Origin of the sequence: Collinsella sp. AM29-10AC (assembly GCF_003469085.1) — a bacterium.
Classification (GTDB): Bacteria; Actinomycetota; Coriobacteriia; order Coriobacteriales; family Coriobacteriaceae; genus Collinsella.
Genome location: NZ_QSKB01000008.1, coordinates 1 through 13,961 on the forward strand (window position 1 = coordinate 1; position 13,961 = coordinate 13,961).

General features: G+C 61.2%; 13 protein-coding genes. All 13 read left to right on the forward strand.

Annotated elements, in window-relative coordinates; all coding sequences use genetic code 11:
• The first annotated feature begins 339 nt into the window (after positions 1 to 339).
• The 13 genes from ppdK to DW754_RS03795 all read left to right on the forward strand — a co-directional run bounded on the left by ppdK (position 340) and on the right by DW754_RS03795 (position 13,961).
• Entirely contained in the window at positions 340 to 3,090 is a 2,751-nt protein-coding gene (gene ppdK / locus DW754_RS03735) for a pyruvate, phosphate dikinase (protein WP_117758537.1), read from the forward strand.
• Between the two features lie 210 nt (positions 3,091 to 3,300).
• Positions 3,301 to 3,642 (forward strand): 50S ribosomal protein L19, encoded by a 342-nt coding sequence (gene rplS / locus DW754_RS03740; RefSeq protein WP_117583231.1) that lies wholly within the window; start codon positions 3,301 to 3,303, stop codon positions 3,640 to 3,642.
• Between the two features lie 93 nt (positions 3,643 to 3,735).
• Positions 3,736 to 4,524: a ribonuclease HII gene (locus DW754_RS03745; RefSeq protein ID WP_117583230.1), complete on the forward strand. Its 789-nt coding sequence runs from the start codon at positions 3,736 to 3,738 to the stop codon at positions 4,522 to 4,524.
• A gap of 189 nt (positions 4,525 to 4,713) precedes the next feature.
• A complete protein-coding gene (locus DW754_RS03750; protein ID WP_117758536.1) occupies positions 4,714 to 5,199 on the forward strand; it encodes a YraN family protein in 486 nt (161 codons plus the stop codon).
• Positions 5,199 to 6,722: a YifB family Mg chelatase-like AAA ATPase gene (locus DW754_RS03755; protein ID WP_117758535.1), complete on the forward strand. Its 1,524-nt coding sequence runs from the start codon at positions 5,199 to 5,201 to the stop codon at positions 6,720 to 6,722. Before DW754_RS03750 ends, DW754_RS03755 begins: the two co-directional genes overlap by 1 nt.
• A complete protein-coding gene (locus DW754_RS03760; RefSeq protein ID WP_369832162.1) occupies positions 6,719 to 7,654 on the forward strand; it encodes a DNA-processing protein DprA in 936 nt (311 codons plus the stop codon). Before DW754_RS03755 ends, DW754_RS03760 begins: the two co-directional genes overlap by 4 nt.
• Positions 7,655 to 7,668: 14 nt before the next feature.
• Positions 7,669 to 9,006, forward strand: a complete 1,338-nt coding sequence (gene trmFO / locus DW754_RS03765; protein WP_117635269.1) for a methylenetetrahydrofolate--tRNA-(uracil(54)-C(5))-methyltransferase (FADH(2)-oxidizing) TrmFO — start codon at positions 7,669 to 7,671, stop codon at positions 9,004 to 9,006.
• Between the two features lie 8 nt (positions 9,007 to 9,014).
• Positions 9,015 to 9,923, forward strand: a complete 909-nt coding sequence (locus DW754_RS03770) for a tyrosine recombinase (protein WP_369832194.1) — start codon at positions 9,015 to 9,017, stop codon at positions 9,921 to 9,923.
• Positions 9,924 to 10,142: 219 nt separating this feature from the next.
• On the forward strand, positions 10,143 to 10,871 hold the full coding sequence (gene rpsB, locus DW754_RS03775; protein ID WP_006236109.1) for a 30S ribosomal protein S2: 729 nt from the start codon (positions 10,143 to 10,145) through the stop codon (positions 10,869 to 10,871).
• A gap of 45 nt (positions 10,872 to 10,916) precedes the next feature.
• Positions 10,917 to 11,786 carry a translation elongation factor Ts gene (gene tsf / locus DW754_RS03780; protein WP_022094736.1) on the forward strand — a complete coding sequence of 290 codons (870 nt, stop codon included), beginning with the start codon at positions 10,917 to 10,919 and terminating at the stop codon, positions 11,784 to 11,786.
• 117 nt (positions 11,787 to 11,903) lie between these two features.
• A complete protein-coding gene (pyrH, locus tag DW754_RS03785) occupies positions 11,904 to 12,626 on the forward strand; it encodes a UMP kinase (protein ID WP_040359955.1) in 723 nt (240 codons plus the stop codon).
• Positions 12,627 to 12,628: 2 nt separating this feature from the next.
• Positions 12,629 to 13,165, forward strand: coding sequence for a ribosome recycling factor (frr, locus tag DW754_RS03790; protein ID WP_006236112.1), 537 nt, complete (start codon positions 12,629 to 12,631; stop codon positions 13,163 to 13,165).
• 1 nt (position 13,166) lies between these two features.
• Entirely contained in the window at positions 13,167 to 13,961 is a 795-nt protein-coding gene (locus tag DW754_RS03795) for an isoprenyl transferase (protein WP_117758534.1), read from the forward strand.

Below are 13,961 nucleotides of genomic sequence, written 5' to 3' on the forward strand. Positions count from 1 at the left end.
CGATATGGCACCGTGGGGACACATGTATGTCAATCTTGGTCTAACAGAGCCTTTTTTAATCCCCGTCCCAGAAAAATCATCGGAGTGGCTAAATAGCCTGAATTGATAAAGCGATTTAGCAAAAACATCGCATCTGACCTGCATTCTTCTTGTAGTGGTATCTTCATAAGGTAACCAACTTTACCTACCGTTTACCGCTAGTTTTAGCACGTTTACCAAACCGCGCACCCTCTGCTCAAGCCTGCCCAAAACCCGCCGTATAGTTCCCTCACGGCCCGCATCCGGCGGGTCGATTCGTTACCACGGTCGTGCGCGTAAGCGCATGGAAGGGGAAGTATCGTGAGCGATTGCAAGAGGGTTTACCGTTTTGGAACCGACGCCCAGGGCACCTGTGTCACCGAGGGCGACAAGTCCATGTACTTCGTGCTTGGCGGCAAAGGCGCAAACCTTGCCGAGATGAGCCGCATCGGCCTGCCGGTTCCCGGTGGCTTTACCATTACCTGCCAGACTTGTGTCGAGTACTCCGGTGCCGGCAACGTGTGGCCCGAGGGCGCACTCGATGAGATCGTTGCCGCTGAGGCCGACCTCGAGGCCCGTTGTGGCAAGAAGCTCGGCGACGCCTCCGACCCGCTGCTCGTGTCGGTTCGCTCGGGCGCTCCGTTCTCCATGCCCGGTATGATGGACACAGTCCTCAACCTGGGCCTCAATGACGATTCCGTTCAGGGCCTTATCGCCCAGACGCAAAACCCGCGTTTTGCCTGGGATAGCTACCGCCGCTTTATCCAGATGTTCTCCAACGTCGTCATGGGCGTCGACGCCGACCTGTTCGAGAACGCTCTGACCCAGGCACGCTTGGTCGCCGGCGTTCGCGTCGATTCCGAGCTTTCGGCCGAGGACCTGCAGGGGCTCGTCGAGACCTTCAAGGGGATCTTCTCCGACAACGTCGAGGCCGCCCTGTACCCCGAGCTCGAGGTCGCTGACGGCAAGCCCGTCTTCCCGCACGACCCGGAGCTCCAGCTGCGTCTTGCCATCCAGGCCGTCTTTGGCAGCTGGATGAACGAGCGCGCCTGCATCTACCGCAAGCAGCATGGTATCTCCGACGAACTCGGCACCGCCGTCAACGTTCAGGCTATGGCCTTTGGCAATAAGGGCGAGACCTCCGCGACCGGCGTCGCCTTCACGCGCAACCCGGCCGACGGCACCAAGGAGTTTTACGGCGACTTTCTGGTTAACGCCCAGGGCGAGGACGTCGTCGCCGGCATCCGCAATACCGAGCCCATCGCCGACCTCAAGACCACCCCGGGCCTCGAGTCTGCAGGTGAGGAGCTCGAGCGCGTGTTCCTGACCCTCGAGGATCATTATCGCGATATGTGCGATATCGAGTTCACCATCGAACAGGGCAAGCTCTGGATGCTCCAGACCCGCGTGGGCAAGCGTACCGCCACGGCCGCCCTGCGCATCGCCATCGAGATGGTCGAGGAGGGCCTGATCACGCGCGAGGAAGCCGTGGGGCGCATCGACCCCGCACAGCTCGATCAGCTCCTGCACCCGCAGTTCGATGCCTCCAAGAAGTATGAGGCACTTGCTACCGGCCTTAACGCCAGCCCCGGTGCCGCCGTGGGCGAGGTTGTGTTCTCGAGCGATGACGCCGTTGCGCGTTCCGCCGAGGGTCACAAGGTTATCCTGGTTCGCTGGGAGACCAACCCCGACGATCTGAAGGGCATGGTCGCTGCCGAGGGCATCCTCACCAGCCATGGTGGCAAGACGAGCCACGCAGCCGTTATCGCCCGCGGCATGGGTACACCCTGCGTCTGCGGTGTCGAGCGCTTCCACATCGACGCCGCCGAGAAGGTCGTGCACATCGATGGCAGCGACCGCGTACTGCACGAGGGCGATGTCATCTCCATCGACGGTACCCAGGGCATCGTCGTCGATGGCGCTGTCGATTTGGTCTCCGCTGAACTCACCGGCGATCTGGACACCATCCTGTCCTGGGCCGACGAGATTCGCCTGGACGAGACCTGTGGCCACGCCAACCATGTGCGCGTCAACGCCGACAACCCTGAGGATGCCGCACTCGCCCTCGAGTTTGGCGCCGAGGCCATCGGCCTGTGCCGCACCGAGCACATGTTCCTGGGCGATCGTAAGAACATCATCCAGAGCTTCATCCTGTCCGACGACGAGGCCGTGAAGCAGCAGGCCCTGGCCGACCTGCTCAAGGTCCAGACCGAGGACTTCCTAGCCATGTTCAAGACCATGTCCGGTCGCGATGTGGTCGTTCGCCTGCTTGATCCGCCGCTGCACGAGTTCCTGGATAATCCTCGCGAGCTCGAGGTCGCCATCACCAAGAAGGAGGCCGCCGGCGCTCCCGAGGAGGAGCTCACTGCCCTGCGCGCCCGCCTACGTCGCATTGACGGCATGGTCGAGTCCAACCCCATGCTGGGCTTGCGCGGCGTGCGCCTGTCCGTCGTCTTTGGCGATCTGCCGCTCATGCAGGTCCGCGCCGTGGCCACGGCTGCTGCCCGCCTTATCAAGGATGGTGTCGACCCACGCCCCGAGATCATGGTTCCGCTCGTTTCCATCACGGCAGAGCATGTCCAGACCCGCGAGGTCATTGAGCGTGCCATCGCCGAGGTTTCCTCCGAGGAAGGTGTCGAGCTCAACATTCCCGTGGGCACGATGCTCGAGCTGCCGCGCGCCTGCATGGTCGCCGACGAGATCGCCCATCACGCAGATTTCTTCTGCTTTGGCACCAACGACCTCACCCAGACGACCTTCGGCTTCTCCCGCGACGATGCCGAGGCCAAGTTCATTCCGCTGTACCTGCACAAGAAGATCCTGAAGGACAACCCCTTCGAGACCATCGACACGGCGGTGCTGGAGCTCGTGCGCTTGGCCGTCGAGAAGGGCCGCGCCACCAATCCCGACATGCACTTTGGCGTGTGCGGCGAACACGGCGGCGACCCCAAGTCCATCAAGGGCCTGTTTAACGTGGCCGACGTGGACTATGTGTCCTGCTCGCCCTACCGCGTGCCCCTCGCGCGCCTAGCTGCCGCCCAGGCCAAGCTCGAGGCCAAGCGTTCCGCCTAGCGTTTAGCGTTTAGACGCCTAGCGTAGCCCCCCCTCATACCGCCCGTCTCATTCGTGAAGCGGGCGGTTATCATGTGCGGGTTTTGTCTTTTTGTCTGCGCAAAAAATTGTTCTTGCAGCAGAAACCCGCGCGTGTATACTCGAATACGTTTGTTCAACTACGTGCCGGCCAAGGTGGTACGGCACCTCTAGAAGAGTAAGGAATTGCACATGGATTACATCCGCGCAATCGAGCGTCAGCAGATCCGCGAGGACATCCCGCAGGTCCGCGTTGCCGACAACGTCAAGGTTCACTACCGCATTAAGGAAGGCGACCGCGAGCGCATCCAGGTTTTCCAGGGTGACGTCATCCGCATGGCCGGCGCCGGTGCCCGTGAGACCTTCACCGTCCGCAAGATTTCCTTCGGTGTCGGTGTTGAGCGTACCTTCCCGCTTCACAGCCCCAAGATCGCCAAGCTCGAGGTCGTCCGTCATGGTCGCGTCCGTCGCGCCAAGCTGTACTACCTCCGCGACAAGGTGGGCAAGGCTGCTCGCATCCCCGAGAAGCGCTAAGAAGATCGCAGCGTCTGTCCACTCGTTTGGACAAAAGGGTCACCTTCGGGTGGCCCTTCTTTTTATCTGATTTGCATGCAAGGAGGCCCCGATATGGCCAACATGACGAGCTCGGTTTCGGCATCGCAGGTTGCCGGCGAGCTGGCGAGCGCCACGTTTGAGGAGATCCCCGCCCTCGTGGAGCATTATCGCGAGGATCCGCGCCAGCAAGTGATCAAGGCTTGCGAGCGCGCCCTTAAGCGCCATGCCAAGGAACTTGCCGAGCGCGAGCGCGTCAACGGTATGTACGAGCTGATGCACGAGCTCGGTGGGGATGGCGTGGTCGTGGGTGTCGACGAGGTGGGTCGCGGCTCGGTGGCCGGTCCTTTGACGGTGTGCGCCGTGTGCCTTCCCATGGAGCCGCGCGTCTGGGGCATCAACGATTCCAAAAAGCTCACGCCGGCGCGCCGCGAGCTGCTCTCGGTGAAGATTGCCGAGGTCGCGACGGCGATTGGTTTTTGCCATATCGCGCCTGCCGATATCGACGATATGGGCATGGCCCGCGCCATCCGCGCTGCCGTCGCGGGCGCCGTGGCCGATACGGGGCTCGAGCCCGATTGCGTGCTTATGGACGGTAACCCCTTGGGCGCCGTTCCCAACGAGCGCGACGTGGTGAAGGGCGATGCCAAAATCGCCTGTATCGCCGCGGCGTCCATCATGGCCAAGGTCACGCGTGACGAGATGATGGTCGAGTACGACGCCGAGTACCCCGAGTATCATTTGGCCGAGTCGAAGGGCTACGCAAGTCCCGAGCACATCGAGGCGATTCGCAAACATGGACTTTGTCCGCTGCATCGTGTGAGCTTTTGCGGAAACTTTCTGCAGACTGAGCGCCTTTTCTAGGCCAATTGTGGAGACAGGGACCTCTGGCGTTTTATAAACCTGCTGGTAGCGGGCCGTGTGCAACGTGATAGTTGCGTACGGCCCGTTTTTTGTCGGTATTTGGTCAGCTTTTGGTTTGTTTCCGGTACTTACCCGCATGAAAGGCGCCCTCATCATCGGGGCAATGCAGTGTGCGGGAAAGGAGACCCCATGTGTGCCGCAAGCAAAAAGAGCAAGACGCAGCAACTCAAGGAGCGCTGGGAAGACGGCGAGCTCGACTGCGGGGCGATTACGCCCGAGTTTATCAAGGGGCTCAGTCCCCGCGAGCTCGGCATGCTGGGCGAGCTGATCACCATCGATTACTTTAACGAGCGTGGATACACCTTGTTGGAGCAGGGCTATCGTTGCATTGAGGGCGAAGCCGATCTGGTGCTGCTCGATGAGCTCGATGATGTCGTGGTGATGGCCGAGGTCAAGACGAGACGCGTCGCCCTGGATTGCACCACGCGGGTCTTTCCCGAGGAGGCCGTGGACGCCCAAAAGCAGCGTCGGTATCGCCGTATCGCAAGTTACTATCTCATGGAGCACTATCCGCTCAGGTCGATTCGCTTCGATGCCGTGGGCGTCACCATCCGCGGCGGGCATATCGCCGAGATTGAGCACCAGTACAATGCGTTCGATTGGCAGGTGTCGTGATGGCGTTTGAGACGTTTGCCGTACACGCGGCCTGTATCCGCGGCGTCGAGGCAATTCCCGTCACCGTCGAGGTTTCGCTTGCCGGTGGCGTTCCGGGCATCCAGATGCTCGGCATTCCGAGTATGGAGGTGATGGAGTCGCGCGGGCGTATCCGGTGCGCTATGCGCTCGGCAGGCTTCGAGATCCCGCGCTCTGGCATTACCGTCAACCTGGCACCCGGCGATATTCGCAAGACCGGTAGCGGCTTTGATCTGCCCATCGCCATCGCGGTTCTGGCGGCCGATGGGCAGATTCCCCGTGACAACCTCGATCGCTGCCTTATCGCCGGCGAGCTCGGCTTGGACGGTACGGTGCTTCCCGTCAAGGGCGAGGTGGCGTTTCAGCTATTGGCGCGTGATATGGGGCTGTCCTTTATCGCCGGCAGGTCCGATCAGCATGTGCCGCTCGCGGGCGTGGATTGTGGATTCATCGATCATTTGTCTCAGCTTGCCCATGGCATGGGCGAGGCGGCTCGGCACTATCTGGATTCCGAGGGCGTCGAGGCGACCTTTGAGCCCGAGCTCGACTATGCCGACGTACTGGGGCAGGAAGTCGCTAAACGCGGCATGGCGCTTGCGGCGGCAGGAGAACTCGGCTTGCTCATGATTGGGTCCCCGGGATCGGGCAAGACGATGCTTGCGCGCCGTATGACCGGCATCCTGCCCGAGCTTTCCATTGAGGATCAGCAGGAGGCGCTGTGCATCCATTCGGTCTTGGGCGAGAACATCGATGGCTTATTGGCAGGTCATCGGCCGTTTCGAAGCCCCCATCACAGTATTTCAACGGCGGGTCTCATTGGCGGAGGACGCCCGGTGCATCCGGGTGAGATCAGCCTGGCTCATGGCGGCGTGCTCTTTTTGGACGAGCTTGCCGAGTTTCCCACGGGTGTGCTGCAGACGCTGCGTCAGCCCATCGAACGCGGCTATGTGAGGATCGTACGCGTCGACGGGGCCTTTACCTTCCCGTCGCGCTTTCAGCTGCTGGCCGCGAGCAATCCCTGCTCCTGCGGCTTTTTGGGCGATCGCGAGGTGCCATGCCGCTGCTCGGCATCGATGGTGGAGCGCTATCGGGCAAAGCTGCGCGGTCCTTTAGCCGACCGTATCGACATGATGATCGATGTGACCCGTCCCGACCCCCAAGTGATTATCGAGGGTGCGGAGGGTATGTCGTCGGCCGAGTTGCGTGACTACGTTGTGCGCGGTCGCGCCTTTCGCGCCTGGCGCGAGTCCCGTATGGACGATGCGGATGCCGAGGTCGAGGATGACGAGACGCGGTCCATTGACGGCGTCGTTTCGACCTTTGAGCTCGATGATGCGGCGGAGAAGTGTGTGCTCGGCCTGTCGAAGCGCACGCATCTCACGGGCCGCGGCATCGTGCGCCTGGTGCGTATCGCACGTACCATCGCCGATGTCGCCGAGAGCGAGCAGGTGACGCAGGATCACGTGCTCGAGGCGGCGATGTACCAGGGAAGGAGGGACCAATGATGGCCGAGGGGACCTTCGAACTGCATCCAGGTGACGCGTTGTATCCAGAGTCCGTTTTGGAGCTATCTGATGTACCCCAGACGCTCTTTGTGCGCGGCAACCCCGAGGTGCTTTCGACGCCTGCGCTCTCCATCATCGGCGCGCGCAAGGCCTCTCCGTATGGTCTTGCCGTGGCAGAGCTTGCGGCAAAGATGGCGGTCGAGGCGGGAGTGACGGTTGTTTCGGGCGGCGCGGTCGGTTGTGACCAGGCCTCGGGTTGGGCTGCGGTCAACGCCGGCGGCAAACACGTCGTGGTGCTAGGGACGGGCGCCGACGTGGTTTACCCGCGTTCGAGCGCGGGGCTTATTACTCGCACGCTCGATACGGGCGGCGCGATCGTGTCGATCTCTCCGTGGGGCATGGGTCCGCGCAAGTTTGCCTTTCCGCGCCGCAATCGCGTGATCGCGGCCCTGTCGCAAGCCCTCTTTGTATCCGAGGCGGGTATGCCTTCCGGGACGTTTTCTACAGCCGAGGCTGCTATGGATTTGGGGCGCGAACTTCTTGCCGTGCCGGGGTCGATCCTATCGCCCGAGTCGCGTGGCACGAATTACCTCATTGCGAACGGTGCCTGCTGCATCATCGACGAGGAATCTATCGAGATGGCTATCTCACGCATCTACGGCACCCTGCGCTACTCGCGCCCCGATGCTCCCGGCATTGCCGACCTGGATCCAACGCAGCAGACCGTGATGCATGCGCTCATCGCCTCTCCGCTCAAGGTCGATGACATTGCGGCGCTCGTCTCGCTTGATGCCGTCGGCGTACTTAAGCTCCTGGGTTCGCTTGAGCTCGAGGGCCTTATCGAGCGCATGATGGATGGAAGGTATGCGCCCTCCAAGTTTGCCCTTCACGCCCAGACGCCCTTCGGTCACAATGGAAAACGTGTCAATTAGAAAGGTGTTTGCAGATGCAGTTCGATCAGGTGACGGTTATCGGTGGCGGTCTGGCGGGATCGGAGTGCGCGATCCAGCTGGCAGATCGCGGGTTTGCCGTAAAGCTGTGCGAGATGCGCCCCCAGGTGAGCTCCCCGGCCCACCATACCGATCACCTGGCAGAGCTCGTCTGCTCCAATTCGTTTAAGTCGACCCGTCCGGATTCCGCGGCTGGTTTGCTGAAGGCCGAGCTTGAGCGCATGGGTTCGGTCCTGCTCGATTGCGCCCATCGCGCGGCTGTTCCCGCCGGTGGCGCCTTGGCGGTCGACCGCGTCAAGTTTTCCGAGCTTGTCGAGGACGAGGTTGCCGCCCGTCCCAATATCGAGATCGTTCACGGCGAGGTCACGCAGATTCCCGAAGGTCACGTGGTCATTGCCGCCGGCCCCTTGTGCTCGCCGGCGTTGAGCGAAGAGGTCGTGAAGCTCGTCGGTGGCGACGCCCTTGCGTTCTTCGATGCCGCGGCGCCGATCGTCGATGCCTCCACGCTCGATATGGACGTGCTGTTCTCGCAGTCGCGCTACGAGGAGCAGGGGAGCGGCGACTATCTCAACGCTCCGCTCAACAAGGAAGAGTACGAGGCCTTTATCGAGGCGCTTACCACGGCCGACCGCGTGGTGCTCAAGGACTTTGAGGGCGGCGATCTGTTCCAGGCCTGCCAGCCTGCCGAGGAAGTTGCGCGCACCGGCAAGGACGCCATTCGCTTTGGCGCCATGAAGCCCGTCGGCCTCACCGACCCGCGAACCGGTCGTCGTCCCTGGGCGGCGATTCAGCTGCGTGCCGAGAACAAGGAGAAGACCGCCTATAACCTGGTGGGCTTCCAGACCAACCTGACCTTTGGCGAGCAGAAGCGCGTCTTCCATATGGTGCCGGGTCTGGAGAACGCCGAGTTCTTCCGCTACGGTGTCATGCACCGCAATACCTTTGTCGATGCGCCGCACGTGCTCGATGGCACCTTTGCCGTGCCTGGTACCGGCGTGCGCCTGGCCGGTCAGATCACCGGCACCGAGGGGTACATGGAAGCCGTGGCGACAGGTCTGCTCGCGGCACTCAACACCTATGCCGAGGCTGTCGGGGCCGCTCCCGTCGAGCTGCCGCGCGTGGGTGCTTTGGGCGCGCTCGTGGGCTATGCTACCGATCCGGCCACGGTGGGCTATCAGCCTATGCATGTCAACTTTGGCCTGGTGCCGCCACTCGAGGATGGTAAGCGCCGCAGCAAGCGCGACCGCTACCAGGCCTATGCGGACCGTGCGCTCGAGGCCCTTGATGCCTATCTGGCCACTCGCCCCGATCTGTTTGGAGGCGACCGGTCATAGCCTTTGACCTGTACGACACCGTCGACTCGTTTATTGCCTATATCTCACGCGTCGAGGGACTTTCTCCCAACACGGTGACGGCCTATGGCTCGAGGCTGGAGCGCTTTGCTGCCTGGTGCGAGCGTGAGAATATAGATTCTTTCGCTGCCGACGTGCGCACCATTCGTCGCTATCTTGCCGAGCTTTCGCGTGAGCAGGTGACTCCCCGAACGCTTGCGGCACACCTGTCTGCCATTCGCTCGCTCTATCGGTGGATGGCTGCCGAGGGGGTCGTGGAGGGCGATGTGGTCTCGGCAATTTCCTCGCCCAAGCTCCCGCGCGATCTACCCGGTGTGCTGACGACCCATCAGGTGGAGGCGCTGCTCAAGACGCCTGATACCTCAACACCCGCGGGACTGCGCGATGCGGCGATGCTCGAGCTGCTCTATGCCTCGGGCGCCCGTATCTCTGAGCTCGCAGCACTCAATGTGGAGTCCATTGCGTGGTCCGAACGCACGCTGCGCCTGTGGGGCAAGGGGAGCAAAGAACGTATCGTCCCTCTGTATCGTCGTGCGCTCGAGGCGACGCGTCTCTATATTGAGGAGGGGAGGCCGGAGTTGCTCGCTCAGGCAAAGCGTCGTGACCCCGCTACCGGGCCGCATCCGCTGCTTATATCGGCGCGCGGTAATCGCATGAGTGCCGCCATGCTCAGGCGGCGGTTTCATATGCTGGCGACGCTCGCCGGCATTCCGGCCGACATCGCCCCGCATGCGATGCGCCATACCTTTGCGACCGACTTGCTCGAGGGCGGCGCGGACCTGCGCTCGGTTCAAGAGCTGCTGGGTCATGCGAGCCTGTCCACGACGCAGATCTACACGCATCTCACGCCCGATCGGCTCAAACGTGCCGTGGCTCAAGCCCATCCCCGAGGCGAATAGTGGCTGGGACGTCCCGCGCCGCACTCAGGTGTGTGGTTTTGATTGCGGGTTGGCAGGAAGAAGCATTCCTGCTATCATTCATCAGGTTGCTTCACGGCAACATGTTTTTATCACGCACGCGCGGCTACTTCATACCGTGGTGCCCGGGCTTTGGTAGCACATGTCCGGGTTGGTTTTGGAGGATGACCCCGCGCGGAGGCAAACCACAGGAGGTTTAACATGGCTACCAAGATTAATATCCGCACCCTGCTCGAGGCCGGCTGCCACTTCGGTCACCAGACCCGTCGCTGGAACCCCAAGATGAAGCCGTTCATCTTCGGTGAGCGCAACGGCATCTACATCCTCGACCTCAAGCAGACCATCCTCGACGCCGATCAGGCCTACACCTTCGTCAAGAACGTCGCCAAGGGTGGCAACGTGCTGTTCGTCGGCACCAAGAAGCAGGCTCAGGAGGCCGTCAAGAACGCTGCTGAGCGCGCCAACATGCCCTACATCAACCAGCGTTGGCTCGGCGGCATGCTGACCAACTTCGTCACCATCCGCTCTCGCATCAACCGCATGGAGGAGCTCGAGGCCATGGTCGAGGACGGCCGCATGGCTGTTCTGCCCAAGAAGGAGCAGGCTGTTCTCGGTAAGGAGCTCACCAAGCTCCAGACCAACCTCGGTGGCGCCCGCGACATGAAGGGCCTGCCTCAGGCTCTCTTCGTCATCGACACCAAGCGCGAGGAGAACGCCATCAAGGAGGCCCAGCGCCTGAACATCCCCGTCGTCGCTCTGATCGACACCAACTCCGATCCCGACGAGGTCGAGTACGGCATCCCCTGCAACGATGACGCTATCTCCGCTGTCACCCTTATGTGCGAGCTCATGGCTGACGCCTGCCTCGCTGGCTCCGGCAAGGAGCAGGTCTCCGAGGCCGAGATGGCCGCTGAGCCCAAGGCCGAGTAAATCAGTCTTAGTTAATTCTTTTTCATCTCTTTGAAAGGAACCACAATGGCCCAGATTACCGCCGCTATGGTCAAGCAGCTCCGCGAGATGACCGACTCCCCGATGATGGAGTGCAAGAAGGCTCTCGTCGAGGCAGACGGCGACATGGACGCTGCTGTCGACGTTCTGCGTAAGAACGGCCTCGCCAAGGCTGCCAAGAAGGCTGGCCGCGAGACCAACGAGGGCGCTGTAGCCGCGTTCGTCTCCGAGGATGGCAAGACCGGCGCTCTGCTCGAGCTCTCCTGCGAGACCGACTTCGTTGGCTCCAACGCCAAGTTCACCGGCTTTGCTTCCAAGGTCGCCGAGGTTGTCGCCACCACCGAGCCTGCTGACGTCGATGCTCTGCTCGAGAAGCCGATGGGCGAGGAGACCGTTTCCTCCGAGCTCACCGAGATGATTCACATCATGGGCGAGAACATGAAGATCTCCCGCTTCGCTGCCCGCAAGGCCGAGAACGGCGCGCTCGCTTCTTACATCCACATGGGTGGTAAGATCGGCGTCCTCGTCGAGTTCGCCTTCGAGAAGGCCGAGACCGCTCAGGCTGAGTCCTTCAAGACCTTCGCTCACGACGTTGCCCTTCAGGTTGCCGCCGTCGCCCCGATCTGCGCTACCCGCGATCAGGTTCCGGCCGAGACCGTCGAGCACGAGAAGCAGATCTACATGGCCCAGGCTGCCGAGTCCGGCAAGCCCGAGGCTATCCAGGAGAAGATGGCTGTTGGCCGTCTGGAGAAGTTCTACAAGCAGTCCGTGCTCACCGAGCAGGAGTTCATCAAGGACAGCTCCCTCACCATCAAGAAGTACGCTGAGCAGGTCTCCAAGGAGCTCGGCGACACCATTACCGTCGTTGCCTTTGACCGTCTGGTCCGTGGCGAGTAAATAAGCTCTTGTAGCTGGTAATGAGCAGGCTGTGGGTTTTACTCACAGCCTGCTTTTTCATGGCTCTTATCAGAGCCTTTGATATCATATTGAGAGTCTAATTAAAGGAGGATCGCTTTGTCCGACATCCGATATAAACGCGTGCTTCTTAAGCTTTCCGGCGAAGCACTGATGGGCGACGGCCAATATGGCATCGACCCCAAGGTTACCGATCATCTTGCCAAGCAGGTCAAGGAGCTGCTCGCCGTTGGCCATGAGGTCGGCGTCGTTGTCGGCGGCGGCAATATTTTCCGCGGCATGGCAGGCGCTGCCGGTGGCATGGAGCGTGCTCAGGCCGACTACATGGGCATGCTGGCAACCGTTATGAACGCGCTCGCCCTGCAGGATGCCTTCGAGCACAACGATGTTCCTTGCCGCGTGATGAGCGCTATCCAGATGAACGAGATCTGCGAGCCCTATATTCGTCGCCGCGCTATCAACCATCTGTCCAAGGGCAACGTCGTCATCTTCGCTGCCGGTTCGGGCAATCCGTACTTTACGACCGACACCGCCGCGGCTCTTCGTGCGTGCGAGATCGGCGCCGAGATTCTGATTAAAGCCACCAAGGTTGACGGCATCTACGACAAGGATCCCGTCAAGTGCGCCGATGCCGTCCGTTTTGACAAGATTACCTATCACGAGGTTCTCGTCCGCGGTCTGCAGGTTATGGATTCCACAGCTACGGCACTGTGCCAGGATAACCGTATGCCGATTTTGGTCCTCAACATCGATGGCGAGGACACCGTCAAGCGCGCGCTCGCGGGTGAGCCCGTCGGCACGCTCGTCTATCAGGAGGATTAAGCATGGCAGAGAACATCACCGCCCATATGGACAAGTCGCTCGAGTCCCTCAAGCATAACTTCTCCAAGGTCCGTACCGGTCGCGCCAACGCCAACATTCTGTCCGACATCACCGTCGATTATTACGGTGTCCCCACGCCGGTCACGCAGGTTGCCGCCGTCAAGACCCCCGAGGCTCACATGCTGCTCATCGAGCCGTGGGACAAGGCGCTCATCAACGCTATCGTCAAGGCCATCGGCGCTTCCGATTTGGGCATTACCCCCAACTCCGATGGCACCGTCGTTCGTCTGCCGTTCCCGGCCCCCACTGAGGAGCGCCGTCGCGAACTCGTCAAGGAGTGCCGCGAGTACGCCGAGCAGGCCAAGGTGTCTATCCGTAACATCCGTCGCGACTTCAACAACAAGCTCGAGCGCGATGAGGAGCTCACCGAGGACGATGTCCGTCGCGAGCAGGCCAAGGTCCAGAAGCACACCGATGAGTATGTCGCCAAGGTCGAGGAGCTTCTGAAGGAAAAAGAAGCCGAGGTCATGGAGATCTAAGGTGCAATACGACGAGCATAAACTGGTCGAGTACTTTGCCGACGCCCCTGCGGGCGTCGGTTTTTCCGACCTTGACCTCAATAACATTCCGCACCATATCTCGTGCATCATGGACGGCAACGGTCGTTGGGCCACGTCGCGCGGTCTTGCACGCACTGAGGGCCACAAGGCGGGTATCGTCTCGCTGCGCGAGATCATTACCGCCTGCGTGCGCCTGGGCGTCGACGTGCTTTCGGCCTATGCATTTTCGACCGAAAACTGGAATCGACCGCAGCACGAAGTCAACGTTCTGATGCACCTGTTTGCCAAGACGTTTATCGACGAGCTGCCGCTTCTGAAGCGCGAAAATGTGCGCGTAGTCTTTTTGGGTGACATTTCCGCGCTGCCCAAGAAGACTCGCGACGTTTTTGAGCGCGGTCTTGCCGAGTGCGCCGATCACACCGGTATGACGCTGGCGCTTGCCGTCAACTACGGCGCGCGTGCCGAGATTACCCGCGCTGTCCGTCAGATCGCATCCGACGCTGCCGCCGGTAAGATCGACCCTGCCGCAATTGATGACGACATGGTGGCTTCCCGCCTCTATACCGCCGGTCTTCCCGATCCCGAACTTGTGATTCGCACCTCTGGTGAGCTGCGCCTTTCGAACTATCTGCTGTGGCAGGTGGCTTATTCCGAATTCTACGTCACCGATACCTATTGGCCCGACTTTGATCGTTGGGGCCTTGTCGACGCCATTTTGGCCTATCAGGGCCGTGACCGTAGGTTTGGTGGACTGAGTAAGACCGAGGAGGCTTAA

Bases quoted from the DNA above. Each gene is read 5' to 3' on its own strand.
- trmFO (WP_117635269.1), top strand. From the start codon at position 7,669: ATGCAGTTCGATCAGGTGACGGTTATCGGTGGCGGTCTGGCGGGATCG.
- DW754_RS03745 (WP_117583230.1), top strand. From the start codon at position 3,736: ATGGCCAACATGACGAGCTCGGTTTCGGCATCGCAGGTTGCCGGCGAG.
- rplS (WP_117583231.1), top strand. From the start codon at position 3,301: ATGGATTACATCCGCGCAATCGAGCGTCAGCAGATCCGCGAGGACATC.
- frr (WP_006236112.1), top strand. From the start codon at position 12,629: ATGGCAGAGAACATCACCGCCCATATGGACAAGTCGCTCGAGTCCCTC.
- tsf (WP_022094736.1), top strand. From the start codon at position 10,917: ATGGCCCAGATTACCGCCGCTATGGTCAAGCAGCTCCGCGAGATGACC.
- DW754_RS03755 (WP_117758535.1), top strand. From the start codon at position 5,199: ATGGCGTTTGAGACGTTTGCCGTACACGCGGCCTGTATCCGCGGCGTC.
- rpsB (WP_006236109.1), top strand. From the start codon at position 10,143: ATGGCTACCAAGATTAATATCCGCACCCTGCTCGAGGCCGGCTGCCAC.
- DW754_RS03760 (WP_369832162.1), top strand. From the start codon at position 6,719: ATGATGGCCGAGGGGACCTTCGAACTGCATCCAGGTGACGCGTTGTAT.
- DW754_RS03750 (WP_117758536.1), top strand. From the start codon at position 4,714: ATGTGTGCCGCAAGCAAAAAGAGCAAGACGCAGCAACTCAAGGAGCGC.